At 69.0% G+C, this 24,219-nt stretch carries 23 protein-coding genes and 4 tRNA genes; 15 read left to right on the top strand and 12 right to left on the bottom strand.

Features of this window, described 5'->3' with window-relative positions:
• Positions 1-110: 110 nt before the first annotated feature.
• From ACIOMQ_RS09070 to ACIOMQ_RS09050, 5 genes are all read left to right on the top strand, one after another.
• Complete coding sequence (locus ACIOMQ_RS09070) at positions 111-314, top strand: cold-shock protein (RefSeq protein ID WP_030304224.1); 204 nt, start codon at positions 111-113, stop codon at positions 312-314.
• Positions 315-634: 320 nt separating this feature from the next.
• Positions 635-2,149 carry a DEAD/DEAH box helicase gene (locus ACIOMQ_RS09065; protein WP_402188363.1) on the top strand — a complete coding sequence of 505 codons (1,515 nt, stop codon included), beginning with the start codon at positions 635-637 and terminating at the stop codon, positions 2,147-2,149.
• 44 nt (positions 2,150-2,193) lie between these two features.
• Complete coding sequence (locus ACIOMQ_RS09060) at positions 2,194-2,598, top strand: CBS domain-containing protein (RefSeq protein WP_367432121.1); 405 nt, start codon at positions 2,194-2,196, stop codon at positions 2,596-2,598.
• A 54-nt stretch (positions 2,599-2,652) separates the two neighbouring features.
• The gene (locus ACIOMQ_RS09055; RefSeq protein ID WP_362201099.1) at positions 2,653-2,958 is read left to right on the top strand and encodes an SCO5918 family protein; all 306 of its coding nucleotides are present in this window, start codon (positions 2,653-2,655) and stop codon (positions 2,956-2,958) included.
• 92 nt (positions 2,959-3,050) lie between these two features.
• The gene (locus tag ACIOMQ_RS09050; RefSeq protein ID WP_327278472.1) at positions 3,051-3,203 is read left to right on the top strand and encodes a hypothetical protein; all 153 of its coding nucleotides are present in this window, start codon (positions 3,051-3,053) and stop codon (positions 3,201-3,203) included.
• 391 nt (positions 3,204-3,594) lie between these two features.
• On the opposite strand, the gene ACIOMQ_RS09045 is transcribed toward ACIOMQ_RS09050, so the two are convergent.
• Positions 3,595-4,944, bottom strand: a complete 1,350-nt coding sequence (locus tag ACIOMQ_RS09045) for a hypothetical protein (RefSeq protein WP_402188360.1) — start codon at positions 4,942-4,944, stop codon at positions 3,595-3,597.
• A 125-nt stretch (positions 4,945-5,069) separates the two neighbouring features.
• Between ACIOMQ_RS09045 and ACIOMQ_RS09040 the strand changes: the two genes are divergently transcribed.
• The 5 genes from ACIOMQ_RS09040 (at position 5,070) to ACIOMQ_RS09020 (ending at position 8,847) form a co-directional block, all read left to right on the top strand.
• The gene (locus tag ACIOMQ_RS09040) at positions 5,070-5,462 is read left to right on the top strand and encodes a hypothetical protein (protein WP_362201105.1); all 393 of its coding nucleotides are present in this window, start codon (positions 5,070-5,072) and stop codon (positions 5,460-5,462) included.
• Between the two features lie 306 nt (positions 5,463-5,768).
• Positions 5,769-5,936 carry a hypothetical protein gene (locus tag ACIOMQ_RS09035; RefSeq protein WP_402188358.1) on the top strand — a complete coding sequence of 56 codons (168 nt, stop codon included), beginning with the start codon at positions 5,769-5,771 and terminating at the stop codon, positions 5,934-5,936.
• Positions 5,937-5,949: 13 nt separating this feature from the next.
• Positions 5,950-7,134, top strand: coding sequence for a JmjC domain-containing protein (locus ACIOMQ_RS09030; protein ID WP_401261726.1), 1,185 nt, complete (start codon positions 5,950-5,952; stop codon positions 7,132-7,134).
• Positions 7,131-8,042 (top strand): aldo/keto reductase, encoded by a 912-nt coding sequence (locus ACIOMQ_RS09025; protein WP_402188355.1) that lies wholly within the window; start codon positions 7,131-7,133, stop codon positions 8,040-8,042. The genes ACIOMQ_RS09030 and ACIOMQ_RS09025 overlap by 4 nt, the downstream gene beginning before the upstream one ends.
• Positions 8,043-8,061: 19 nt before the next feature.
• The gene (locus ACIOMQ_RS09020; RefSeq protein ID WP_402188353.1) at positions 8,062-8,847 is read left to right on the top strand and encodes a hypothetical protein; all 786 of its coding nucleotides are present in this window, start codon (positions 8,062-8,064) and stop codon (positions 8,845-8,847) included.
• A gap of 75 nt (positions 8,848-8,922) precedes the next feature.
• Here the strand turns inward: ACIOMQ_RS09020 and ACIOMQ_RS09015 are convergent, their stop codons facing one another.
• The 5 genes from ACIOMQ_RS09015 to ACIOMQ_RS08995 all read right to left on the bottom strand — a co-directional run bounded on the left by ACIOMQ_RS09015 (position 8,923) and on the right by ACIOMQ_RS08995 (position 14,018).
• The gene (locus ACIOMQ_RS09015; RefSeq protein WP_402188351.1) at positions 8,923-10,641 is read right to left on the bottom strand and encodes a relaxase/mobilization nuclease domain-containing protein; all 1,719 of its coding nucleotides are present in this window, start codon (positions 10,639-10,641) and stop codon (positions 8,923-8,925) included.
• Positions 10,642-10,645: 4 nt separating this feature from the next.
• A complete protein-coding gene (locus tag ACIOMQ_RS09010; RefSeq protein ID WP_362201123.1) occupies positions 10,646-11,092 on the bottom strand; it encodes a plasmid mobilization protein in 447 nt (148 codons plus the stop codon).
• 215 nt (positions 11,093-11,307) lie between these two features.
• Positions 11,308-12,129 carry a DUF2637 domain-containing protein gene (locus ACIOMQ_RS09005; RefSeq protein WP_402188349.1) on the bottom strand — a complete coding sequence of 274 codons (822 nt, stop codon included), beginning with the start codon at positions 12,127-12,129 and terminating at the stop codon, positions 11,308-11,310.
• Between the two features lie 194 nt (positions 12,130-12,323).
• Entirely contained in the window at positions 12,324-13,544 is a 1,221-nt protein-coding gene (locus tag ACIOMQ_RS09000) for a DUF3631 domain-containing protein (RefSeq protein WP_402188347.1), read from the bottom strand.
• Positions 13,545-13,778: 234 nt separating this feature from the next.
• On the bottom strand, positions 13,779-14,018 hold the full coding sequence (locus ACIOMQ_RS08995; protein ID WP_402188345.1) for a hypothetical protein: 240 nt from the start codon (positions 14,016-14,018) through the stop codon (positions 13,779-13,781).
• Between the two features lie 109 nt (positions 14,019-14,127).
• On the opposite strand from ACIOMQ_RS08995, the gene ACIOMQ_RS08990 reads away from it, so the two are divergent.
• The gene (locus ACIOMQ_RS08990) at positions 14,128-14,793 is read left to right on the top strand and encodes a transcriptional regulator (protein WP_362201132.1); all 666 of its coding nucleotides are present in this window, start codon (positions 14,128-14,130) and stop codon (positions 14,791-14,793) included.
• Positions 14,790-16,403, top strand: coding sequence for a tyrosine recombinase XerC (gene xerC / locus ACIOMQ_RS08985; RefSeq protein ID WP_402188343.1), 1,614 nt, complete (start codon positions 14,790-14,792; stop codon positions 16,401-16,403). Before ACIOMQ_RS08990 ends, xerC begins: the two co-directional genes overlap by 4 nt.
• 34 nt (positions 16,404-16,437) lie before the next feature.
• Here xerC and ACIOMQ_RS08980 read toward each other — a convergent pair.
• From ACIOMQ_RS08980 to ACIOMQ_RS08965, 4 genes are all read right to left on the bottom strand, one after another.
• A tRNA-Lys gene (locus tag ACIOMQ_RS08980) sits at positions 16,438-16,510 on the bottom strand.
• Positions 16,511-16,603: 93 nt separating this feature from the next.
• Positions 16,604-18,133: an amino acid permease gene (locus ACIOMQ_RS08975; RefSeq protein WP_401758612.1), complete on the bottom strand. Its 1,530-nt coding sequence runs from the start codon at positions 18,131-18,133 to the stop codon at positions 16,604-16,606.
• A 221-nt stretch (positions 18,134-18,354) separates the two neighbouring features.
• Entirely contained in the window at positions 18,355-20,607 is a 2,253-nt protein-coding gene (locus ACIOMQ_RS08970; protein WP_402188341.1) for a DEAD/DEAH box helicase, read from the bottom strand.
• Positions 20,608-21,659: 1,052 nt separating this feature from the next.
• On the bottom strand, positions 21,660-22,010 hold the full coding sequence (locus ACIOMQ_RS08965; RefSeq protein WP_362201145.1) for a metallopeptidase family protein: 351 nt from the start codon (positions 22,008-22,010) through the stop codon (positions 21,660-21,662).
• A gap of 214 nt (positions 22,011-22,224) precedes the next feature.
• On the opposite strand from ACIOMQ_RS08965, the gene ACIOMQ_RS08960 reads away from it, so the two are divergent.
• The 3 genes from ACIOMQ_RS08960 (at position 22,225) to ACIOMQ_RS08950 (ending at position 22,509) form a co-directional block, all read left to right on the top strand.
• Positions 22,225-22,297: transfer RNA gene (locus ACIOMQ_RS08960), tRNA-Glu, on the top strand.
• 38 nt (positions 22,298-22,335) lie between these two features.
• Positions 22,336-22,410, top strand: a tRNA-Asp gene (locus ACIOMQ_RS08955).
• Positions 22,411-22,432: 22 nt separating this feature from the next.
• Positions 22,433-22,509 (top strand) — tRNA-Phe (locus ACIOMQ_RS08950).
• 38 nt (positions 22,510-22,547) lie between these two features.
• Here ACIOMQ_RS08950 and ACIOMQ_RS08945 read toward each other — a convergent pair.
• Together ACIOMQ_RS08945 and ACIOMQ_RS08940 are read right to left on the bottom strand one after the other, a co-directional pair.
• On the bottom strand, positions 22,548-23,396 hold the full coding sequence (locus ACIOMQ_RS08945; RefSeq protein WP_362201148.1) for a cytochrome c biogenesis CcdA family protein: 849 nt from the start codon (positions 23,394-23,396) through the stop codon (positions 22,548-22,550).
• Positions 23,393-24,211, bottom strand: coding sequence for a DsbA family protein (locus ACIOMQ_RS08940; RefSeq protein ID WP_401261740.1), 819 nt, complete (start codon positions 24,209-24,211; stop codon positions 23,393-23,395). The genes ACIOMQ_RS08945 and ACIOMQ_RS08940 overlap by 4 nt, the downstream gene beginning before the upstream one ends.
• Positions 24,212-24,219 lie beyond the last annotated feature (8 nt).

Raw genomic sequence — 24,219 nt, 5'->3', positions numbered from 1 at the left:
CCGCGGGGAGCGTTTTGTATTTCCGGTCATCTCCGGGCGGGGCATCATCGCGGCGACCCGGTATCCGTGGATTGCGGGTTCCGGCGTACTGCCCCACAAGGAGATATGACATGGCGTCTGGCACTGTGAAGTGGTTCAACGCGGCCAAGGGTTTCGGCTTCATCGAGCAGGACGGTGGCGGCGCTGACGTGTTCGCCCACTTCTCGAACATCGCCGCTCAGGGCTTCCGTGAGCTGCTCGAAGGTCAGAAGGTCACCTTCGACATCGCGCAGGGCCAGAAGGGCCCGACGGCTGAGAACATCGTTCCTGCCTGACGCTGACGCGCACTTCGTAGCTGGGGCCCGCATCCCTCGGGGTGCGGGCCCCAGCTACGGGCATTCCCCGGGGCTTCCCTGTGGGGCAACGACGCCCGCAGATCCCTCTCCAGGAATGCGGACCTCTTTGAAGATGCACCCGTAGACGTCCGGGATCTCACGTCCGCATGACGTCACCCATTTCATCGCCTGCACTTGCACCGGATTCACCGCGGGCCAGATCTGCTTTCGCATTTCGTTCGGCTCGTTCTTGTGATTCCCCGCGCTGTTCTTCTGCTGCGAGAATTCCTTGATACGTGCCGTATCAAGGAAGGTTCTGAATGAACCCCTCACGTACGAACAACCGCTCCTCCCGCAGCCGTACCGGCGGTCCCGCCTTCGGCTCCGGCGCCGGTTCGCACCGGGGCAACCGCTTCGGCACGCCCGCCCCGAGCCGTTCCGGAGGGCCGAGCCGCCCAGGCGGCCGCGGCCGACGGCCCGCGGCGGCCTCGGGCGAGTTCGCCCCGCCCAAGACGATCACTCCCGCGCTGCCCGCCGTCGAGGCGTTCGCCGACCTCGACATGCCCGAGCAGTTGCTGGCCTCGCTCACCGCGCAGGGCATGAGCGTCCCGTTCCCGATCCAGGGCGCGACCCTGCCCAATACCCTCGCGGGCCGCGACGTCCTCGGTCGCGGGCGCACCGGCTCCGGCAAGACCCTCGCCTTCGGCCTGGCCCTGCTGGCCCGCACCGCCGGGCAGCGCGCCGAGCCCGGCCAGCCGCTGGCCCTGATCCTCGTGCCGACGCGTGAACTGGCACAGCAGGTGACCGACGCTCTTACCCCCCACGCACGCTCGGTGAGGCTGCGCCTGGCCACTGTCGTCGGCGGAATGCCGATCGGCAGGCAGGTCAGCGCGCTGCGCCGTGGTGCCGAAGTCGTCGTCGCGACGCCGGGCCGCCTCAAGGACCTCATCGACCGGGGTGACTGCCGGCTGAACCAGGTCGCGATCACCGTCCTGGACGAGGCCGACCAGATGGCCGACATGGGCTTCATGCCACAGGTCACCGCGCTCCTGGACCAGGTCCGCCCCGAGGGCCAGCGGATGCTGTTCTCCGCCACACTCGACCGCAACGTCGACCTCCTGGTCCGCCGCTACCTCACCGACCCGGTCGTCCACTCCGTCGACCCGACCGCAGGGGCGGTCACCACGATGGAGCACCACGTACTGCATGTCCACGGCGCCGACAAGCACCGGATGACGACGGAGATCGCGGCGCGCGAGGGCCGGGTGATCATGTTCCTGGACACCAAGCACGCTGTCGACCGGCTGACGCAGAATCTGCTGAGCAGCGGGGTGCGGGCCGCCGCCCTGCACGGCGGGAAGTCGCAGCCGCAGCGCACCCGGACCCTGGCCCAGTTCAAGACCGGGCATGTCACTGTGCTCGTCGCGACGAACGTCGCGGCGCGCGGTATTCACGTCGACAATCTCGACCTCGTTGTCAACGTCGACCCGCCGACCGACCACAAGGACTACCTCCACCGCGGCGGCCGTACCGCGCGGGCCGGCGAGTCCGGCAGCGTCGTCACTCTGGTCACCCCCAACCAGCGCCGCGACATGAGCCGCCTCATGGCAGCCGCCGGCATCGTGCCGCAGACCACTCAGGTCCGCTCGGGCGAGGAGGCACTCAGCCGGATCACCGGCGCCCAGACCCCCTCCGGCATTCCCGTGACGATCACCACGCCGGTGGCCGAGCGACGTCAGCGCAGCCGGAGCGCGGCCTCCCGCGGTCGACGCAGCCCCGCTTCGACTGCCCGGCGCACGATCGTGCGGCAGTCCTCCTTCGACGCGGCGGCCTAGAACCCTTGATCAGGAAACTGGCCCATCTCTGCAGGAGGCACATCTTGGCACTGGTTCAGATGCAACCCCGCCCGGCGAGCGCCACCCCCGCGCACAGGACAGTGGCCGACACCATGGACACGGCCGGACCGCAGGTCTGCGACGACATGACCATCGAAGTCGCCCTGGCCGTCATGACCAGTGCCCGCACCGAGCACCTGCTCGTCTGCGACAACGACGGCCTGTGCACCCAACTGGTCACCCAGGCCCAGCTCGCCGCGGTCCGTGACAGCCCCGCGTACACGGACCGGGTCCAGCTACGCGACATTCTCGACAACCGCGGGCCGTTCACCTCACCCGCTACCACGATCACCGAAGCCCAGCACGCGATGCGCGGCCGCCGGCCCGGTGCCCTGCCGGTCGTCGACGAGCAGGGCAGCGCTCCGGGCGTCCTCGCCCTTGCCCACTGAACCGCCTCACCGCGGCGAAACCATTCCCCTTCATTCTTCTCCCTGTGAGGCATCATGCGCTGTGTCATCGCCCGCTTCCCGTTCGACCTCACCAAGAGCGGCGTCCTGGAATCCATGAAGGGCATCAAGCCCGAACAGGTCATCGGCGAGTCCGTGATCATCGGCCGCCGCACCTACCCCGTCAAGCAGGTCGGGCAGGTCATCACACGCCAGGACCGCCGCGATTTCAGCGCCGGCGAAATCCTCCGGGCCATGACCCAACTCGGCTTCACCTGCCCCGGCCTTCCCCACACGCCCACGCGCGTCCTCAACCCGTTCCAACAGGCTTCCGCGATGCTCGGCGCCCCTGCCGCCGTCTGACCGACGCGCAGGCGCAAGCCGCCACCAAAACAACAGTGAGGGTCCTCAGCGCGCAGCAGTGGATTCAGTAGTCGGAGTAGCGGAAGTCGCCCATGGTCCAAGCGCTGACGTCATCGATCGCCACCAAGACCTCCGACACCCGCTGCCTCCAGACTGCTTCGGGAGTCAGCCGCCTCGAACGGCGACGGGCCGCGAACGCGGTGAGCGGCGAGGAAGCCGTCGAGGCTTCGACGCTCCTTCGGTGAGGGGGAGATCCAGCCTGTCGGTTGGGGTCGTCTGGTCAGCGTCTCGCCTCTCGGCGGACAACCGTTCGCCCCCGACGAGGCCGCAGGAGAGCGGCCCCCTGGCCGACTGGGCCGCTTGGGTTACCACGTGCGGCGCGTCGTCCTCGGGGCCGCTCTGAAAAGCACGGCGAGCGCTACCTCGCGGCACTCAACGCCGGTGAATCAGCAGACGCGCACGAAGCCGCTGTCGCGGTCAATCAAGTGCTGGAAGAGCAGGGCGCCGGCGGAAACGAGACGGGTCCGTAACTGGAAGCCTGACCGCCCTGCCCGCCAGATCCTGCTTGCCTGACCCGCGCGCCGCCCAGACGGGGAGGGCGGTGCGGCGCCCGCCTCATCGCCCTCTCCAGGGTCACTACCCCTTCAGCGTCGCGACCTGGCGAGCGCGTTCGCCGAGTTCTCTTATGGCCCGGACCTTCCGGTGGGGAGCGAGCCGCTTCCGCATCGTCTCGAAGTGCTCGTCGCCGCGAGCGGTTGACAAGCCCACGTAGTCGTCGAGGAACGTATTCCAGGTGCTGCACGCCTCCTCAATGTGTCCCAGTTCGTACTGGCGTTGGGCCATCACGCCGTTGGCGTGGAGTCGGCCCTGCCGTTCCTGTTTGGGTTGTGCCCGGACCGAGCTCTTCAGAGCCGCGATCGAGCCCGCCAGGTCTTTCGTCTCGTAGAGGACGTGGGCGACGTGGAACTGGTAGGCCGCTTGGTCGTATCCGCCGACAGCATCTCGGCGTGAGTCGGCCTTCGAGAGCGCTGCTTCGGCTTCACGCAGGCGAGTGAATGCCTGCTTCCGGTCGCCGACCATGGCTGCCGAGTGTGCCTGCTGACCTCGAAGGAACGCCACCAGCCGCGGGCCGGCCTTGGGTGCAGCTTCGGCAGCTGAGTCCGCGAGCTTCAAGGCCATCTGCCCATGGCGCAGATGTGATGCCTGAAGGCTCATGCCGCGCAGAGTGCGGCAGTAGGTGACGTGGTCAGCAGCAGCCTTGGCGAGGTTCAACGCCTTTACGTAGTACTGCTGTCCGAGGCCGTGCTCTCGTTCGTACATCGCCATCCACCCGGTCAGGTAGGTCAGGTCGGAGGCGGCGGAGAGCATGTCCTTTCTGACCGGCTCGGTTGCTTGGGCTCGCAGGTAGGGCGCGACGGTGTTGACGAGGAATGCCGCGGCCATTGGGCGGGCGTGGCCGCCGCCCAGCTCGTCGAGGATGTCTGCGATGCGGTCGGTCATGGTCCGTACGGTCGCGACTTCGCCCGGCCCGATACGGCCTGTGGGTTTCGTGGCGCGTTCGCGTTCCTCTGCGTGCGCCTCGCCTGCGAAGAGGGGCACGACGAGAGCAGCCGAGTACAAGCCGGCGGCGAGCACGCCGCGTCGCGAGGGGTCCATATCAGCCCTGCCCAGATCCAAGAGGGACTCGACAGTGTCTCCGCTGCCGGAGTCCTCTCCGCCCTTCGGAGGCTGCAGACCCGCTTCCGCATAGGTCACGGGGCGGCCGATCTTGCGTTCGAGTACCTCGATGATGATCGGCCTGACCTGCTCCCTTGGCTGCGTCCCGCTCAGCCAGTGCGAAACGGCGGAGTGGTCGTACTTCAGGGTCATACCGACCTGGACACCGGTGCGGTTCACGGCATTGGCGAGCTGGGTACGCGACCATTGCGCCTGCTCAAGCAGGGTTTCGAGTCCCGTATTGCGGTCGTCCTGGGGTGCTTTGGCCATTGCCAACTCCCGTAGGTTTCACGGCTTTCACGGTCACGCCTCCCTCTTACGGTACCCGGATGGGCACATCTCGCAGTTAGCTCTTCACACGCCGCAACCAAAAGCGGACACGAGAGGAGCGCGTGATGACCGCCGTGACAGACAAGGACCGATCCCCGAGCGTCGACGCTGCCGATCCGGAGGCACTGCCGATCGACGTCGAAGCCATCAGCGATGTCGTGACGAAGGCTTTGGCCATCACGCTGTCCATGCCTGATCGGCAGGAAATCGACCTGACAGCCACCCAGTTGCGTGGAGCGCTGAACCTGTTCGTGACGGAAGAGCTGGGCTGCGACGAGGACCCGGTCGTTCGGCAGATGTACAGGGACGCTTACCGCCTGACGGAGCTGAACGCCCGGCCGACGGCTGAGACTCCGCAGTTCGTTGCCTTCGAGTACACGCGTGAACTCGGCCGACTGACGAGACGTTTCGTCAGTCTCTACCGCGAGCGCCATCCGGAGGGCACCAACGATGGGTAGCCACCGGAGACGCCGGTGACCGACAAGCGGCGGCTGCACGACTGGCGTGAGTGGGCGGGCGCTCTCCTCCCCTTGCTTGTCACCGCCCCCCTCGGCCTTCTGATCTGGTATTTCGGCGACCACTAGCCCCACAGACTCCGTCTCCGAGCGACAACTCATGGCTCCTCCAACGGCCTGACGCCTCGGAGGCGGGAAGAACCCTGCCCGGCTGTTCTCGTGAGGTCGGCAGTCGGGCGGGCGTACGACGAGTGCGGAGGACCGCTCCGTACCCGACCGGCAAGTGCAAGAGAAGAAGAGGAGTCAGCGATGGAGATCCAGCACGAAACGCAGGCGGACTCGGCGCCCGCAGCTCTGACGGTGCCCACCACGGGTGGCAGCCTGCTCGTCGCCCGTGCACGGGTGAAGACGGCGCGGGAGCGTGCGTTCATCCCGTCGGACAACACCGGCGGCCGTTCCGACAGCAACGATTCCTGACGGGACCGGACACATGACCGCTCAGCCCCATGCGGTCGTCGCACGCCTCGGCGAGGACTTCCTCGCCGAGGCGTTCGGCCGCACCTTCCGCGTCATCCCTGGCGATGCCCAGTGCATTGCCGGACTCCTCGACTGGGACGACCTCAACGAGATCATCGCCCGGCACCGCCTGGAACCACCGCGGCTCCGTCTCTCCGCCGACGGCGTGGTCGTTCCTCTCGACGCCTACACCGTGCGTGAAGTAGCCAGGCGCCGAACCGTGTGGCACCGAATCCACCCCGCCTCCCTGCACGAAAAGCTCGCCCAGGGCGCCACCATGGTGATCGACGCATTCGATGAACTGCACCCAGGCGTACACGGCCTTGCCCATGCTCTTGAGGCCAGGCTCCGCTCAAAGGTCCAGGTGAACCTGTACGCCTCCTGGAAGCCGCGCGAGGGCTTCGGGGTGCACTGGGACGACCACGACGTGGTAGTCGTCCAAGTAGACGGCCGGAAACGCTGGAAGATCTACGGACCGACCCGCGTCGCCCCCATGTACCGCGACGTGACCGAGACCGCCCCGCCGCCCGACGAGCCCGTCGCAGAGTTCGTCCTCACACCGGGGGACATCCTCTACCTGCCCCGTGGCTGGTGGCACGCCGTCTCTGCGTCCGAGGGACAGCGGTCGCTCCACCTGACGTGCGGGCTCGGCTCCACGACCGGCGTCGACCTCGTGTCCTGGGTTCTGGACACCCTGCGAGCAGAACAGACAGTCAGGGCAGACCTCCCTCATTTCGGGTCCTCCGATCAGAAGCAGCATGTCGTTGACCAGCTGCGCGACCTGCTCGTCAAAGAAATGGCTGACGGAAGCCTGATCGATCGCTACTTCCAGCACCGGGACGCGGACGAGCCCGTACGGTTCCGGCCCAGCCTGCCCTTCGTGGACGCAGTGCCGGCGGACCCCGGCGTCAGGGCGCGGATGCTCACCGCACGCCACACGCTCAGTACGACGGACGACGGCAACGCCGTTCTGACGGCAGGCGGCGAGTCCTGGACCTTCGCAGCGCCCGCACTGCCCTTACTGAAGCGCCTCGCCGACCGATCGGAACACCGGCTCGCCGACCTCGTCAGCGACACCGAACTCACTCTGGAGCAGGCGGCTGCCGTGATCAGTGAACTCGTGAACGGCCAGGTCGCCTCCGTCAGAGGCACGCAGTGAGGGGCGCCGAACTCGGCCTGGGCACCTATCGCACGGCCGGCGTTGCGGCCGCCGCCCAGGCCGCGATCGACCAAGACGTTTCCTGGATCGATACGGCCCCGAACTACCAGCGCGGCACAGCCGAGGAGCAGCTGGCCCCCGTGCTAGGCGCCTTCCCGTCCGTACGTGTGTCGACGAAGGTGGGTTTCCTGGACGCTGCCCGCCAGGAGCGGGCGACGAAGGAGGGCGTGCTCACCGCTTCGCGGACCGGGAAGGGGTACTGCCTCGAACCGTCATATGTGAGGTGGCAGGCAGCACAGAGCAAGGCCGCCCTCGGCCGGATCCCCGACATCACGTTCGTCCACAACCCCGAACACGGTGGACCAGAGCCACACGAGCTCGACGCCCGCCTCCTCAAAGCGTTCCGGACGCTGGAGGAGTGCTGCCGGCAAGGACTGATCAAGGCGTACGGCGTGGCCACGTGGTTGGCGCTGCACGACGGGTCGCTGACGGTCGACCGCCTCATGGAACTGGCCCACAAGGCCGGAGGCCCAACCCACAAGTTCGCAGCGATCCAGCTCCCTTTGAGCCTCGTGCAGCTGGGGCCCATCGCCGACGCGCTGGACGGCCGGGGCGTTCTTTTCGACGCCCACGCCGCCGGCCTGGAAGTCTTCGCCTCGGCGCCGCTTCATGGCGGAGAGCTGCTAGAGATGGTCACTCCCACCGTCGCGCAGGAAGTGCTTCCGGGAACCACGCCCATACAACTGCTGCTCGGGACAGTCGCCTCCACACCCGGTGTGACGCGGATTCTGTTGTCAGCCAGCACCACAAGCCACTGGACGGCAGCCGAGCAGGCCACCCGCCCATCCCTGCCGCGTCCCTTCGACAGCACCGAACTGAGAAAGATCGTCGATGCCTTCCGCGCCTGACCACGCCACAGCAGAACGAATGCGACGAGCATTCGAGTACGCCGCCACAGTCTTCTCTCTCAATGCTGCAGGCAGTGAGGAGACCTGGGGGTGGGACGGTAAGACTCTGAGCGGCCCGGCCAGCGGCCACCTCTGGCTGCGGGTGGCCGAGACCAAGGCAGAGAAAGCAGCCAGCGCATCCTGGAAGGGACCGGAAGAAGCACACGAAGCGATGCCGGACCGCGTTCCGCGTCCTCGCTTCCGGGGGGCTTTCGAATGGTCGACCGACGCGTACGCCTACCGTGCCGAGGTCCACAACCGCGCCGATGGCCAGCCGCTCAGTCGGTCGCCCTTGGCGCCACCGGGCCTGGACCTCTCCGCCGTGTGGTGGGCCCAGCTACGCGATGCGCTGGACACGATCTCCCTCGTGTCCACGAGCCGTGTAGCTGTTTGCCAAGAACGGCTCCGCTGGGCCTTGCCCCGCTTCCTCGGGACGGACGTGGACACCGAAGTCTTGGAATGGAGTACCGCACACGCCGACATCCAGTGGTCGAATCTGACCGGTCCCGAGCTCTGCATCCTGGACTGGGAGCGGTGGGGACTGGCTCCAGCCGGCTACGACGAGGCCACCCTCTACATCTCCAGCCTCGCTGTCCCTTCGGTTGCAGACCGCGTCCTCCGCGAGTTCAAGCCCATCCTGCGGTCTGCCTCCGGCTGCTTCTCCCAATTGGTCGTGGCCAGCGAGTACCTCCAGGGGATCGAACGCGGAAACAACCTGGAACTTGAGGCGCCCTTGCGAAAACACCTCGCGCACCTGCTCGGTTGACCCACCTTGTGCGCCCGCCGAGGGCAGGCGGACAAGGGACTGCTGGGCGTCACGCCTCAGGCGTCGGTTCCGTCCTCAACGACGACGAGGGCGCGCAGCCTCCCAACTTGAGCGGGCGGCGGGCGGAGCGATATACCGCCCCTGTTTCGCGGTTCGCTTGTCGGATCGCGCGGTGGTGGGCATCTCGGCGGGTGCGAGGTCGAGCCGGTACAGGCGCCAGACGAGCACCTCGCTGACGGAGTCCGCACTGTCGAGCTCCCGCTGCGCTGCGACCTTGCGGAGGAGGGCCGAGGGGTTCTGTCCGGCCCGCTGGACTTGATCCAGCATGGCCGCCAGGGCAGGCCAGCTGGCCTCGGTCTGGACGCGGAGGGCCAGTTCGGGCAGTGCGGAACGGATTGCGGCGATCTGGTCGTGCTGCGTCCGAGTGGAAAGCCTTTCGCCGTATGCGCGCATGTCGGCCAACGGACCTGCAGCAGCAGCCCGGTACGCCGTGCGCAGGTGCATGGCGGTTTGGCGTGCGGCTTCGGCTTGCTGGGCGTGCTGGTGGGCGGCGTGCCAGTGGCCGACGGCGACGACGGCGAGGATCAGCACGTCCAGGACCAGAGCGGTGGCGGCACCGTCTGCTCCACGTCCGAGGGCATGCCCGGAGTGGACGACCTGGCGAGCGGCCCGCCGGAGTGCGTACATCTGGTCCTGTTCGCCGCGAATATGGGAGCGGGCTGCGCGCTCGAAGGTCCTTGCGGCATCTCGGAGTTCCTCATGCGGACGGCCCAGGGTGGTTTGAGCGAGGGCGTCGAGGACCTCGCCCACCCCGACGATGTGGGCAGCCGCGACCTCGTCGTCGGTGGAGGCGATCATGGTAAGTGCCGTATCGAGGGCTTCGGTGGAGAAGCGGCGGGCGCGGCCCGGTGCGGATTCGCCGGCCCGTTCCACGAGGGCCGGGGGCTCGGGGACATTTCGTTCGGTAGCGAAGCGCTCACGGATTTTGGTCAGGGACAGGTCAGGTGCAAGTTTCGAGCCCGAATACCAGATGGGTTCCTGCTTGGCATTGCGGTCACCGACGAGGGCTACGGAGTAGCCAAGAAGGTCGCCGGACGGGGCGACGCGCTTCTTGATCCGTACGCCTTCGGCGGCAAGGCGGTCAAAGAACTCGGTCTCGTCGGGAGCGCCGGCGAGGGCGCGGTGGACGTGTTCTCGCAGCAGCTCACGCGACGTGGCCTCCTGGCCGAGACGTTCGGCTTTGCGCCGTTCGGCGCTGGTGGGGCGTTTGGCGGCGGTGCCGTCGCCCTTCTTCAACTGGCGCAGGCCGAATTCCTTCTCGATCTTGCGGCATTCCGCCTGGGCTCGGGTGGCGTCCTTGTGGCGGCGTGGCTGGGTGCGGTCGGCGCGTACGAGGGTGGCGACGAGATGGATGTGGTCGGGGGCGTGCCGGACCGCGATCCAGCGGCAAGCTTGCTCATCGCCCTCGGGAGCAATGCCGGTGGCGTTGACGATGCGGCGGGCGACGGTGGCCCAGTCCTTGTCGCTGAGGATGCGGTCGGTGTCCGCGGTGCGCACCGAGCAGTGCCAGACGTGCTTGGACGGGGCCTTGTCCTTCAGGGCGTCGACCCACTGGTCGAGATCGGCGGCGAGCTCGGAGAACGTAGCGCTCGGATCGCGGCCGGGATCGGCGACGAAGGGGTCGTAGGCGGCGACGATGTGCGGGTCGACGTGAGCTTCGATGTCGCTGGTTCGGTAGAGGTACTTGAGCAGGCCGATCGTCCGGCCGCCCGGCGGGTTGATGTCGGGGACCAAGGACTCAGCTCACCAGCTTCCGGGCGGCAGCTTTCACCATGGCTGCGGACTCGCAGACCTCGTTAGTGGCGCGAGCGAGGTGGACGACGTCGCCGCCGGAGTTCAGGATCCGCGCCATCTGATTGATGTTGGTGCCGACACGGGCCAGGTCGACGCGGGCCGCTTCGAGCCTGTCGAAAGCCTCGTCCTGGTCGAGTCCGTTCCGGCCGTGGAGTTGTGCGTGGACCGCCTGAGCGATGAACCGGGCTTTGGAGACACCCTTGGCGTCGGCTGCGGCCTGGATCTCTGCGTCTTCGGCCTCGCTGGCGCGGAAGGTCAGGCGCTTCACGCGCTGCCGCGGCTGGCGGGAGCGTCGGCGGCCCCGCTTGGCAGCGGGCTTGTCTTGCTGGTGGCCGCCCTCGGCCACCAGCTCCGGGTTCGGTGCCCCCTGGCGCCGGACCTCCTCCGCCACCCCCGGGGCGGAGGCAAGCGCGCTGGACCGGCCCTTGGACGGTCCAGCGCTACAGCTTGCTCCGCCTGGAGCTGGGGTGTAGGTCATCTGCTTCTGAGATGGAGGGAGTTCGTGGTTGAGGTCGTGCATGTGGACTCCTGCAAGGGGTGGTGGTGAGGACCCGCCCTTCCCGTGCTGATTCGGGGAAGGGCGGGCGAGAGCGACGGGTCGTGGGGTCAGCCGGTGCCTGCGGTGGCCTCGTCGAGTTCGGCCTGCAGCAGGTTCTTGACCTTGTCCAGGCGGCTTCGGGAGATGCCGAACCCCTTGTCCCGGATCGCCTTCTCGACGTTGCGGCGCGAGACACGGTCGGCCCGTCCGAGGGGAGATGTACGACCGATGTCGATGGCCTGCTCCAGCGAAATGCTTGGCGGAGTACCTCCCGGCATACCTGCCTGGTACGGAGCCTTTGCCAGGTGCTTCGCGACGGGCTGCGCCACGTCGTTGGCGCTCGTGGCGGTTGGCGGTGACGTCTCGCGACCCATGTCTCCCACGGCGGGTTTGTGGCCGTCATTGGCGCTGTGACCGATTGGGTTGTGGCGGCCGGCGGTGATGGGGCGTCGGGCGACGAGGAGGTAGAAGTGGACGGCTCCGGCCAGGGCGAGTGGGGCGATGGCGGAGATGGCTCCGACGGTGATGTCGTCGAGGGAGAGTCCGTTGTGGCGGGTTTGCTGGTTGAGGCGGATGGCGTGCAGGACGTTGGCCCAGATGCTTGTGGCGGTGGCGGTGCCGACCAGCGCCGAGACGTAGAGGCGGGCGGAGAGGGGTGCGGTTCGCAGGACGAGCAGGGCGCCGATCCCGATGGCGATGAACCCGTCGATGACGAGCGGGAAGGCGTAGGTGAGCGCCCGGTGGATGTGGCTGGCGGCGGCCATCTGGCGCAGGGCGTCGTAGGAGAGGGCGAAGGCCGCCACGGCCAGCAGCGCCACGCCCGTGCGGATCGCGGCGGCCAGGGGCACCGGGGCTGCGGACGGCGCTGCGGGGAGGACAGGGGAAGGCAATGGAGAGTGCTCCAGGGGTACGGAGGTGCGGCTGACGTGGCCCGGTGAGGGGGAGAGAGACCCGTCGCGACTCGTTGCATGCCTGGTCAGAGCAAGTACGGGTGGGGCGGTGATGTCGAGTGGACTCGTCACCGCACTGCGACTCGTCACCGCGCTGACCTGCGCGGGGACGAGTCGCGACGGGTCGTGCCGGGTCAGGCCCCGGTCGTGGTTTCCGGCGCGGGTTCGGGGCAGTAGCGTGCCCAGGAGTCGGCGAACTGCTGGCGGGTGAAGCCCTTGGCCTGGACGTTGCCGTGGAAGCGGTGATTCGCCGAACCGATGCCGTATTCCTGGAGCAGGATCTGCAGGCCCCGGGCGGTCAGGCCGTTGGCGGTGTACTCCGGCCAGGGGGTCTCGTCGTCCTGGTTGAGGATGTCGAGGAGCCGACTGGTGCGGAGCATCGGCGGGTCGCCTTCGGTGGCGAAGGCGACCCGGATGTCAGCCAGGAGGCGGATGCCCAGACTGCTGCGGTCCTGATCCTGCTCGGCCTCGTGCTTGGCCATGACCCGACAGGCGGCACGCGCGAGGTGGGGCCATGGCCCGCCGGCGAGGTCGGCGACGGACACCAGCGGCTGCCAGGTGTCGGCCGCGCGGTCCTCGACCGGCATGGCCGGTGTCAGCTCCATCGCATCGGCGTGCAGCGGGGCCAGCCAGGCGGCGAACCGGTCGCGCAGGGCGTGGAGAGGCGGGGTGTCGCGGAAGGTGCGGAACTCGGCCACCTTCTCGCCCGGCCTGCGGCGGCGCATCCGGATAACGATCGACCGATCCATGATCGTGTCCGGCAGGTCACCGATGCCCGCGAGGGCCGCCATGGCGAAGGTCGGGAACTTCGCCACCTCGTAGTTGGGGCCCGACACCCGCAGGGTGGGGCGGTTGCGCTGGTGCCCCGCGTTGAGCAGGCCGCGCATCTCTTCGTTCTTCTCCGCGACCTTCGCGGACCCGAAGAGGGTGTCGGCCTCGTCGACCAGCAAGGTCGGCGGGGTGTCGGTGATCGACCGAAACACCGCTGCCGCCGACGCGTTGACCGTGATCAGCGGATCGTGGACGCTCTCGGTGATCACATCCAGCAGCCGCGACTTGCCGCACCGCTTCGCCGGTCCGACGACGGCCAGCCGCGGAGCGTGCTGCCATGCGGTCTGCAGGTGGGTGGCCGCCACCCACAGGGTTACCGCCGTGAAGGCTTCCTCGCTGGGCAGCACGACGTACCGGCGGAGCTGCTCCCGTAGCTCCGTCAGCACCCGCTCACCTTCGGAGGCAGATGAACTGTCGGGTCCGTCCGCGGACGGCCCAGGCTCAGACGGCTGTCCGGGTATGGCGACCGGCGGCCAGGATGGCTTGTCGGAGGTGGAATAGGGCTCGGTTGCTTCGTGTTCCACGGGGGCAGCTCCTCGTCTGGCGGTGGCGGGCTTGCGCGCCCTTGCCGCCGGGTTGGTTCTTCGCGGGCCGTTGGGGGTTGCTGGGGCCTCCGGCGTTGCACCGCCGGGGGCCCGTTCCCGTCTCGCGGGCGCAAGGCCATCGCGAGGGAACACGGACGGTACGTCGACGCCCGCCAACAGTCCAGCGATTCTGTGTCATCTCAACGCAGACTGGCCTGCTACGCTGCCGCCCTTTCACGCCGCCAGCCCCAGCAGATCCAGCAGATCCAGCAGATCCGCAGTCACGACGCGGTAGGCGCTGCCGAGCCTCAGAACCTTGCACGGGTACGCACCCCGCTTCGCCAGCTCATAACCCTTGCTCCGGCCGAGCCCCAGGGCGCGGTTGCTTGTCTCCAGGTCAACAGCCACCGGAAGGGCCAGCAGATCCTCCCGGCTCATCCCCTTCGAGCGTCCTGATGTGGCGTTTTCACGCATGCGGCATCCCTTTCGGTACAGCCCTCGGCGAACGTGGCCATCACGTCCGGCTCCAGGCACCCACCAACCAGCATCCTCAAGCTAATGTGTCTGCATGACACAACACGGTATGGATGATGAAGAGGACGACTTCCCCGAGTGGGTGGACCGGGTCAAGGCAAACGTGGCCGGCGAAGTCCGCCGGAGACGGAAGGAGATGGGGTGGAGCGCACAGGACCTGGCCGACCAGTGCGAGCAGCTCGGGCACCCCATCCCGCGCAACGTGATCGCCAACATGGAGTCCGGCCGCCGGGCCAGCCTTCCGCTGGTGGACGTCATGGTCCTGGCCGCCGCCCTGGAGACGTACCCGGCCTGCCTGATCTTCCCGGTCGGCTACGTCGACCAGACCCAGGAACTCCCCTTCCAGAGCCTCGTCCCCACCTGGGACGCCCTGCGGCGCTTCACCGGCGAACAGGAAGTGCCCGGATACGACCCGGGCCTGGTCCCCGACTTCGAAGCCCACGCCAGCCTCGTACGCACCGCCCTGGCCGCACTTGAAGAAGAAGAACAGGCACGGTTCGCGGCCAAGACAGCAACCGGCCGCGCCCAGCAGGAAGAAGCCGAACGCAAGCGCACCACGTACGCCGACCGGGCCATCTCCGCCAAGTACAAACTCCGCCACCTCCGCCGGGACCTCCGCGAGGACGGAGCCACCCCACCCGACCTCCCATCCGCACTCCACGACGTCGACCCACCCGACTCGGCCCCTGACACCACCACGGAGGAACGCCTTTGAAGGGCTCCACACACCGCCGCTGCTACTGCCGCGACCCCAAGACCGGCAAGCCGCTCGGCAAGAAGTGCCCCAAGCTCACCAGCCGCAAGCACGGCTCCTACGCCATACGCCAGGAACTCCCACCCCGTGAGGACGGCACCCGCCGCTCCTTCAACCGCGCCGGCTACGAGACGCTGAAGGCGGCACAGTCCGACCTGGACCACGTACGGGCTCTCATCTCCATCGCCGATTCCGACGACGAGCACGACCTGGCCCGCATCGCGGCCCTGCTCGAACAGGTCGCGGACGAGAAGGCTCCGCTGCCCGACATCGAGGACACCCGCAGGCGCTTCAGGGCGGGACTGGACCTGATCGGCCGACGTACCGTAGGCGAATGGCTCGACCAGTGGCTTCTTTCGAAGAAGTCACGCAAGACGACGCTCAACGGGTACGCCTCGCACATACGCGTGCACCTGAAGCCGCGCATCGGCCATGTCCGCCTCGACCGTCTCAATGTCGGCCACCTGGTGGAGATGTACGACGGCATAGCCGACGCCAACGAGGTGATCCAGGCGGAGAACCTCGAACGCCGCGAGCAGATCGCCAGGTGCAAGCCCAGCAAGCCCGGCCGCCCCATCGCAGCCGAGCGGGCGCGGCTCGCCGTCGAGCGGGAAAAACTCGCCGCAATGAAGCCTTTCCGGAAGATCACCGGCCCAGCGACGCAGCAGAGCATCCGGCGCACGCTGCGAGCGGCTCTGAACGCGGCGATCGCCCAGCAGTACATCACCTTCAACCCGGCCTCCCACGTCGAGCTGGAGTCCGGCAAGCGTCCTAAGCCCCTGCTCTGGACGACCCAGCGGGTGGAACGCTGGCGTGCCACCGGTGAGCTGCCGTCACCGGTGATGGTCTGGACGCCGGCGCAGTTCGGCACGTTCCTGGACGCGGCCGAATCCGATCGGCTCTACGCTCTCTTCCACCTCGTCGGCACCCGTGGCCTTCGCAGGGGCGAGGCCGTTGGCCAGAGCTGGACCGACGTCGACCTGAACGCCGGCCTCATCACCCCGGCCAAGGAGATCGTCGTCGACGGCTGGGACACCTACGAGTCCGCCCCCAAGACCGACGGCAGCGCCAGCACGATCGCGTTGGACAGCGTCAACGTCGCTCTTCTGCGCGAGCACCACAAAGCGATGCTGAGCGCCCGGGAGAAGTGGGGCGACGCCTGGAACGAGACCGGCAAGGTATTCACCCGTGAGGACGGCTCCTGGTTGCACCCGGAGACGGTTTCCGAGACGTTCCGCCGCATCCTCGCCGCCACCGACCTGCCGCCGATCACCCTGCGAGATCTGCGTCACGTCGCGGCCACTCTTACCCACGGCGGGGGTGGCGATCTCCACACGATCAAGGAGACGCTGCGCCACTCCACCATCACGCTCACGTCGGACACGTACACGAGCCTGCTGCCCGAGGTCGACAAAGCCGCGGCAGAAGCCGCCGCCGCGCTGGTGCCACGTGCCCGTAAGGCACCCGCCGTAGCCCCTGCTGTCGGACCGTCCGCTCACGCATCGCTCACGCAAGAGGCCGGGAACGACGAAGCGCCCCGACCGGACGAAGCCGATCGAGGCGCTAAGTAGCAGGTCAGATGGGGTTTCCCCTCCCTGCGTCGCGTAGGCCGTGTGGGACTCGAACCCACAACCAACGGATTAAAAGTCCGCTGCTCTGCCAATTGAGCTAACGGCCCTCGGCGAATCACCCCTGAGCATAGCCCGCCGGGGCCCGGCCGCCGATCGGGTATCGGTTACCGGGCCCTGTCGTGGGGGGATCCGCGGTGGAATCACGGGGTACGGGCGGGGTCCTCCGCGGTGGTCGTGCGCTGGTGATCCGGTGTGAGGAACCAGTGCCTCGCCGATACCAGCCACCACGTCGTCGCGAACCCCAGGACCACCAGGACCGCGACCGGGGCGTAGTTGAACGTCTCCCAGGTGACCGGCGAGAGCTGCGGCAGCATGAAGAGCACCGTGATGATCAGGACCCAGGTCACCGCGACGATGCCGATCGGGCGGGACCAGCGGCCCAGGTGCCAGGGGCCCGGGGCGAAGTCGTCGCCCCGGAGCAGCCGGAGCAGGGTGGGGATGACGTAGGCGATGTACAGGCCGATCACCGCGATCGAGGTCACCGCCGCGTAGGCCGTGACGTTGATCAGATACGGCAGGCCCAGGGCCAGGGCGCCGATGGCGGCGAGCCAGACCGCGGCGACGGGGGTGCGGGTCCGGGGGCTGACCGTGTGCCAGACGCGGGACCAGGGCAGGGCCCCGTCGCGGGAGAAGGCGTAGATCATGCGGCTGTTGGCTGTGACGGACGCCATGCCGCAGAAGAGCTGGGCGCCGATCACGACCAGCAGCAGGAGCTTGCCGGTGGTGGCGCCGAGGGCGTCCAGAAGGATCTGGGCGGGCGGGGCGTCGGTCGGGGAGTTCAGCGCGCCGTCGTACGACTGGATGGCGAACGTGAAGCCGAGGAGCAGGACGAAGCCGGCGATCCAGGAGGTCCAGATGGACTGGACGATGCCGCGCGGGCCCGCCGTGGCCGCGTCGTGGGTCTCCTCCGTCATGTGGGCGGAGGCGTCGTAGCCGGTGAAGGTGTACTGGGCCATCAGCAGGCCGATCATCACGACGTAGAAGCCGCTTCCCCAGCCCGTGTTGTTCACGAACTCGGTGAAGACGAACGACGCGGACTGGTGCGAGTCCGGTACGAAGGTCAGGGCGCCGACGATGACGGCGACACCGATCACGTGCCACCACACGCTCACGCTGTTCAGGATCGCGACGATCCGGACACCGAAGGTGTTGAGCAGGCCGTGCAGCAGCAGGATCGCGGCGAAGAGCAGGATCGTACGGGTGGGGGTGACCTCGAAGTCGAACTGGAGGTTCAGGTACGCGCCGAGGAACGACGCCGCCCCGAAGTCGATTCCGGCCGTCACGGCGACCTGGCCGAGGACGTTGAACCAGCCCGTGAACCAGGCCCAGGCCGCCGCCGAGCGCGGCGGGGCCAGCCGGTGGGCCCAGAAGTAGAGGCCGGCGGAGGTCGGGTACGCCGAACAGATCTCGGCCATCGCCAGGCCGACGAACAGCGTCATCAGGCCGACGCCGACCCAGCCCCACGTCATGACGGCGGGACCGCCGGTGTTCATGCCGAAGAGGTACAGCGTCAGGCAGCCCGAGAGCACCGAGATGATCGTGAACGAGACGGCGTAGTTGGAGAATGCCGACATCCGGCGGGCGAGTACCTGGGTGTATCCGAGCTCGGCGAGCCTCGCCTCGTCGGATCCGGGCGAACTCGGAGGCGGTGCGGGGGAGTTGGTTGTCATGCCCCCAGCGATTCCCCCACCGGGGGCCGGGCATGTGCCGGATCCCGTCCCAAATGACGGCTCCTTGCCCTGACACGGCCCGCAGGGGGCCCCGCACAGCCGCAAAGAAGAGCGGGACCGTCCGCAACGAAGGGCGGACCCGTCCGCAAAAAAAGAGCGGGCCCGTCCGTGAAGGACGGGCCCGCTCTCAACAGACCCTCAGCAGGCCCTGGTCACCGCACTCAGCCGTTGCGCTTCCAGCGCGGCTTGTCGTCGCGGCGGCCGAAGGAGCCGGTGTTGGTGCCGGTGCTGCGGTGGTCGTCGCGGCGGCCGGTCGGACGGTCGCTGCCGCCGGAGCGGAAGCCACCGGACGGACGGTCGTCACGACGGTCGCGGTTGAACGGACGGTCGCTGCCGCCGGAGCGGAAGCCGCCCGAGGGGCGGTCGTCCCGACGGTCGCGGTTGAACGACGGACGGTCGTTGTCGCGGCGGTCGAAGGAACGGCCACCACGGTCGCCCCCGCGGTCGTCACGGCGGTCGTTGGAGCGGAAGCCGCCCGAGGGGCGGTCGTCACGACGGTCGCGGTTGAACGACGGACGGTCGTTGTCGCGGCGGAAGCCACCCGACGGACGGTCGTCACGCCGCTGGAAACCACGGTCGCCACCACGGTCGTCACGACGGTCGCGGTTGAACGACGGACGGTCGTTGTCGCGGCGGAAGCCACCCGACGAGCGGTCGTCACGCCGCTGGAAACCACGGTCGCCACCACGGTCACCACCGCGGTCGTCACGACGGTCGTTGCCACCGCGGTAGCCGCCGCGGTCGCCACCGCGGCTGTCCCGGCGGTCGAAGTTGCCGCGGTCGTCGCGACGGTCGTCACGGGCGGCGGGCTGCTCCGGTACGGAGACGGCGGCCTCGATGGCGGCCTCCGCCTCGGCGGCGGCCTCGGCCACCGCTGCCTCGGGGTCGTCGCCCCGCTCGCGCGCGGCGCGGGCGACGAGGCGGTCGGCCTCCTCGCGCAGCTCACCGGCACGGCGCTGGACGCGCTCCAGCTGCTTGGTCAGGTCGGCGACCTCGCGCTCGGCCTGCTTGGCGGCGTTGTTCGCGGAGTCGGCCTGGACCTCGGTCAGCGAACGGGCGCCGGTGATCTCGGCGACCTCCGGGTCGAAGGCGCCCGCGCCACCCACGATGTGACGCGACGCGTCGACGCCCGCGTCCTCCATGAGGCGGAAGATCTGACGGCGCTGGTGCGGCAGCGCCAGCGAGACGACGACACCGGACTTGCCGGCACGGGCGGTACGGCCCGAGCGGTGCAGGTAGTCCTTGTGGTCACCGGCCGGGTCCACGTTCAGCACCAGGTCGATGCCGTCGACGTGGATGCCTCGGGCGGCGACGTCGGTCGCGACGAGCGCGTTGACGTAACCGTCCTTGAAGTCGGCGAGCACCCGGGTACGGGCGCCCTGCGTCATACCGCCGTGGAGTGCGTCCGCCTTGACGCCCGCCTCGACGAGCTGCTCGGCGATGCGGTCGGCGCCCAGCTGGGTGCGGACGAAGATGATGGTGCGGCCCTTGCGGGCGGCGATGGCGGAGGTGACCGGCGCCTTGTCCTTCGGCTTCACGACGAGGACGTGGTGCGTCATGGTCGTGACGTTGCCCTGGGCGCTGTCGACCTCGTGGCTCACCGGGTTGTTCAGGTAGCGCTTGACCAGCGTGCCGATCTCGTTCTCCATCGTGGCGGAGAAGAGCATGCGCTGACCGCCGACCGGAACCTGGTCGAGCAGCTCGGTGACCTCGGGCAGGAAGCCCAGGTCGGACATCTGGTCGGCCTCGTCGAGGACGGCGACCTGGACGTTCTCCAGGGAGCAGGCGCCCCGGTTGATGATGTCGCGCAGCCGGCCCGGGGTGGCGACGAGGATGTCGACACCGCGCTCCAGCGCGTAGATCTGGTTGCCCATCGACGTACCGCCGCAGACGACCTTCATCTTCAGGCCGAGCACGTCGCCGTACGGCTGCAGCGCGTCCGCGACCTGCATCGCGAGCTCACGGGTCGGGGTGAGGATGACCGCGCGGGGCTTCTTCTTCTCGGTGTGGCCGCCGGCCAGCGTGGCCAGGGTCGGCAGACCGAAGGAGAGGGTCTTGCCGGAGCCGGTACGGCCGCGGCCCAGGATGTCCTTGCCGGCCAGGGCGTCCGGGATGGTCGCGGCCTGGATCGGGAAGGGTGCGGTCACACCGTTCTGCGCGAGCTTGCGGACGATGCCCTCGGGCAGGCCCAGGTCGGCGAAGGTGACGGACGGCTCGGCGTCCGCGTCGTCATCCGCGTCGACGACGGCGGAGTCGGTGCGGGCGTCGGAGTCGGTACCGGCCTGCTCGGTCCGGGGCGCGTCGGCCTCGGCGGAGGCGGCGGACTCGGCGACGACGGCCTCTGCGGCCTCGATGAGCTCGTCGTTCTCGACGTTCTCGGGCATGACGGTGTGGTCAGAACTGGAAATTGACATGCGAAATGCGAAACCTTCCGGAGTCTCGGCACGCGCCCGTAACTCCGTGATTCGCAATTTCGACCGCCTCAATGCGGTCCAGCCACGGCAAGGGAGAGTACGCGCCACACGGCGCGCTTCTGTTTCGGCGCCGGGCAATGGGATCAAACGATCTACTACCATACGCACTCCCCCCCACATTGCGCAAACCGCTCCCCCGCGACCCCCTGCTACACCGGTCCCACCTGCGGCGATACGTCCGGCGTCCGCAGCAGCGACGGCCCCATCGGCGCGCTCATCGCGTCGTGGCGGAGCTGAGCCGCCGACGACGCGGACGGCTGCGGCGACGGCGCCGAAGGCTCCGGGGCCGGCTCCGGGGAGGCAGGCGGCTCGGGGGTGGCCGGTTCGGACGGCGCCGGGGACTCGGGCTGCCGCGGCCCCCCGGGATCCGGCTGCGGGACCGGGGGCGCAGGCGGCCCGCCACCCCGCGGCCCCGAACCACCCGGCTCACCCGAATCGCCCCGATCACCCGGCTTCGCGTCGGCATGTGCGCCACCGGGGACGCCGGAGGGGTTCCGGGAGCCGCTCGGCTCCGGGGATTCGGCGGCCTCCCGCTCGGAGTGCGCCTCGGCACGGACACCACCGGTGCGGGCGCTGCCCGTCCCCGACACGGTGCCGCCGTCCGGTCCGGCCCCGTTTCCCTTCGGCTCGGACGACGGCGACGGCGCCGGTTTCCCTCCCTCGTCGCCGACGCTCATACAGCCTGTGGACGTGGCGACCGTCACTGCGACGACGGCCGCCCATCGGACGGGGGCGGAGAACTGGCGCACGGGAGGCACCTCCGGGGAACGAGGAAGGGGCGGGGCGGTACGGGATGCGGGAGCAGGCAGACGGAGACGGGGGCACCGTGCCCAACTCCCATCGCCCCGCCGGGGACACGCCCCGCCCCCGGCCCGCACGCCTCCCGCACACCTCCTGCGCACCGCCCGCACCGCGCCCGCCCGTCCCCGCGCACCGCCCGCACCGCGCCCGCGACGCACCCGTACGGCACCCGCACGGCCATCCGTCACCCGTCATCCGTAGCCGAGCGCGTGAAGCCTCTCGTCGTCGATGCCGAAGTGATGGGCGATCTCATGGACGACCGTGATCTCGGTCTCCGCCACGACGGCCTCGCGCGACGCGCACATCCGGAGCGTCGGCCCGCGGTAGATGGTGATCCGGTCCGGCAGCACCCCCGCGTACCACTCGCCGCGATCGGTCAGCGGCGTGCCCTCGTACAGCCCGAGCAGCTCCGGATCGCCCGGGTCCGGTTCGTCCTCGACGAATACCGCGACGTTGTCCATCAGCCGCGTCAGTTCCGGCGGGATCCGGTCCAGCGCCTCGGCGACCAGTTCTTCGAACTCTTCGCGCGTCATCTCCAGCACCCGGCCATTGTCCCGTACGCCCGCGCGGTGCGCCCCGGGCCGCACCGCGCGAACGGCCGCCCCGCGCCCTCTCCACACCCCTCCCCCGCCCCTCCCCCGCACCCCCTCACGCCCCTCCCGCGGCCTCGCCGTAAACCGTTTTGGCGATACCTGCCGCCATCCCATATGCTTCTCACGTCCCCGACGCGCTGGAAAGCGCGCAGGTGGGCCCTTAGCCCTCATCGTCTAGTGGCCCAGGACGCCGCCCTTTCAAGGCGGTAGCACGGGTTCGAATCCCGTTGGGGGCACGCTTTAACGTGTGCGAGACTTGTCTCGCACATTGCTTGGTCCTGTGGAGCAGTTTGGAGTGCTCGCCACCCTGTCAAGGTGGAGGCCGCGGGTTCAAATCCCGTCAGGACCGCTGCAGCCCTTGTGAGCTGCGTGGCTGGGTAGCTCAGTTGGTACGAGCGATCGCCTGAAAAGCGATAGGTCGCCGGTTCGATCCCGGCCCCAGCCACCACCCGAAGGCCCCGTCCACCGGACGGGGCCTTCGTCGTGTCAGGCTTCTTCCCGGTCCGCCGAGTTCGCCACCCGGCCGCGCCACGCCCGCACCGCCAGCACCAGCAGCACCACCGTGACCACGGCCACCAGTGCCATGGCGTCCGGCACATGCTCGCCGATGCGCTGGGCCCACCGCTCGACGGCGAACGAGTCGTCCACGTTCAGCAGCCCGGGCAGCGCGGTCGTCCCGTCGTACGCGAGAAACAGCGCGCCGAGTCCGATGAAGAAGAGTCCCGACAGCAGCGTCGTGGTGTGCAGCTCGAAGCGGCCGAGCCGGAAGGTGCGCCCGCGCAGCCACGCCCGGCGGCCCAGGTCGAAGCGCTCCCAGAGCAGGGCGAGCAGAAAGAGCGGGACGGCCATGCCCAGGGCGTAGACGGCGAGCAGCAGCCCGCCGTAGACCGGGCTGCCGCTGACCGCCGCCACGGTGAGGACGCTGCCGAGGATCGGTCCCGCGCAGAAACCGGCCAGTCCGTATACAGCGCCCAGCGCGTAGACGGACACGGCGGTGGTCGGGCGGATCCGGCCGCTGAGGGCGGCGATCCGGCGCGAGGCGAAGCCCAGGCCGACGATCTGCGCGACACCGAGCACGATGATCAGCCACCCGGCGCCGAGGACGAGCGCGTCGCGGTGGCTGTAGAAGAGCCGTCCGGCGTACGAGCCCGCGGCGCCGAGCGGGACCAGGGTGGTGGCCAGGCCGGCGTAGAAGATGCCGGTACGGGCCAGGAGCCGTGAGGCGGAGTCGATGGAGTACGCGAAGAAGGCGGGCAGCAGCAGTGCGCTGCATGGGCTGACCAGGGCGAGCAGTCCGCCGAGGAAGGCCGCGAAGTAGCCGATGTCAGGCGTCATTTCGCGCCGTCCCCGGTGCCCCGGGCACGGCTGCCGCCCTTGGCGTCCTCGGTGGAGCGGGCCTTCTCGGCCGCCTCCTCGATAACCCGGGTGAAGGTCTCCGTCGGCTGGGCTCCGGCGATCGGACGGCCGTTGATCAGGAACGACGGGGTGGAGGTCGCCCCGATCCCGTACCCCTGCTCCTGGTCCTTGCCCACCGCGGCGGAGGCGGCGGAGCTGTCCGTGTCGCGTGCGAACCGGTCGAGGTCCGCGACGCCCGCCTGCTGGGCGAGCGCCTTCAGCCGGTCCTTGCCGAACCCCTTCTCCTTGGCCCCCTCGGCGTAGGCGGCACGGTGGAACTGCCAGAAGCGGCCCTGCTGTCCGGCGGCCCAGGCGGCGCGGGCGGCGGCCTCGGACTCGGCGCCGAAGATCGGGAAGTTGCGCCATTCGATGCGCAGGGTCCCGTCGTCGACGTACTTCTTCACCAGGGCGGGTTCGGTGTCGCGGGCGAACTTTCCGCAGTAGCCGCACTTGAAGTCGGCGTACTCGATGAGGACGACGGGCGCGTCCACCCGGCCCTGCGCGAGCTTGTCACCGGCGTCGCGGCGCGCGAGCTTCGCCAGCTCCGGGTAGACGCCGGCGTCCGGATCGGTGGTGGCGTCGGCGACCGAGGAGGACGAAGACGAAGGGGACGAGCCGGAGTGGTCGGGGGCGGTGGCCCGGTAGGAGACGAAGCCGAGCAGGGCCGCGGCGAGGACGACTCCGGCGCCGTAGATCAGCGGCTTCTTGGACGACGCCTTACGTGACGCCTTGGACGTGGGCTGGGACGTGGGCATGCGGGACT

Source organism: Streptomyces sp. NPDC087845, from assembly GCF_044742755.1.
GTDB lineage: Bacteria > Actinomycetota > Actinomycetes > Streptomycetales > Streptomycetaceae > Streptomyces.
The sequence above is the reverse complement of the archived record's forward strand: the minus strand, read 5'-3'. Positions and strand labels throughout refer to the sequence as shown.

Bases quoted from the DNA above. Each gene is read 5' to 3' on its own strand.
- ACIOMQ_RS09070 (WP_030304224.1), top strand. From the start codon at position 111: ATGGCGTCTGGCACTGTGAAGTGGTTCAACGCGGCCAAGGGTTTCGGC.
- ACIOMQ_RS09065 (WP_402188363.1), top strand. From the start codon at position 635: ATGAACCCCTCACGTACGAACAACCGCTCCTCCCGCAGCCGTACCGGC.
- ACIOMQ_RS09055 (WP_362201099.1), top strand. From the start codon at position 2,653: ATGCGCTGTGTCATCGCCCGCTTCCCGTTCGACCTCACCAAGAGCGGC.
- ACIOMQ_RS09050 (WP_327278472.1), top strand. From the start codon at position 3,051: ATGGTCCAAGCGCTGACGTCATCGATCGCCACCAAGACCTCCGACACC.
- ACIOMQ_RS09045 (WP_402188360.1), bottom strand. From the start codon at position 4,944: ATGGCCAAAGCACCCCAGGACGACCGCAATACGGGACTCGAAACCCTG.
- ACIOMQ_RS09040 (WP_362201105.1), top strand. From the start codon at position 5,070: ATGACCGCCGTGACAGACAAGGACCGATCCCCGAGCGTCGACGCTGCC.
- ACIOMQ_RS09035 (WP_402188358.1), top strand. From the start codon at position 5,769: ATGGAGATCCAGCACGAAACGCAGGCGGACTCGGCGCCCGCAGCTCTG.
- ACIOMQ_RS09030 (WP_401261726.1), top strand. From the start codon at position 5,950: ATGACCGCTCAGCCCCATGCGGTCGTCGCACGCCTCGGCGAGGACTTC.
- ACIOMQ_RS09020 (WP_402188353.1), top strand. From the start codon at position 8,062: ATGCGACGAGCATTCGAGTACGCCGCCACAGTCTTCTCTCTCAATGCT.
- ACIOMQ_RS08995 (WP_402188345.1), bottom strand. From the start codon at position 14,018: ATGCGTGAAAACGCCACATCAGGACGCTCGAAGGGGATGAGCCGGGAG.
- ACIOMQ_RS08990 (WP_362201132.1), top strand. From the start codon at position 14,128: ATGGATGATGAAGAGGACGACTTCCCCGAGTGGGTGGACCGGGTCAAG.
- ACIOMQ_RS08975 (WP_401758612.1), bottom strand. From the start codon at position 18,133: ATGACAACCAACTCCCCCGCACCGCCTCCGAGTTCGCCCGGATCCGAC.
- ACIOMQ_RS08970 (WP_402188341.1), bottom strand. From the start codon at position 20,607: ATGTCAATTTCCAGTTCTGACCACACCGTCATGCCCGAGAACGTCGAG.
- ACIOMQ_RS08945 (WP_362201148.1), bottom strand. From the start codon at position 23,396: ATGACGCCTGACATCGGCTACTTCGCGGCCTTCCTCGGCGGACTGCTC.
- ACIOMQ_RS08940 (WP_401261740.1), bottom strand. From the start codon at position 24,211: ATGCCCACGTCCCAGCCCACGTCCAAGGCGTCACGTAAGGCGTCGTCC.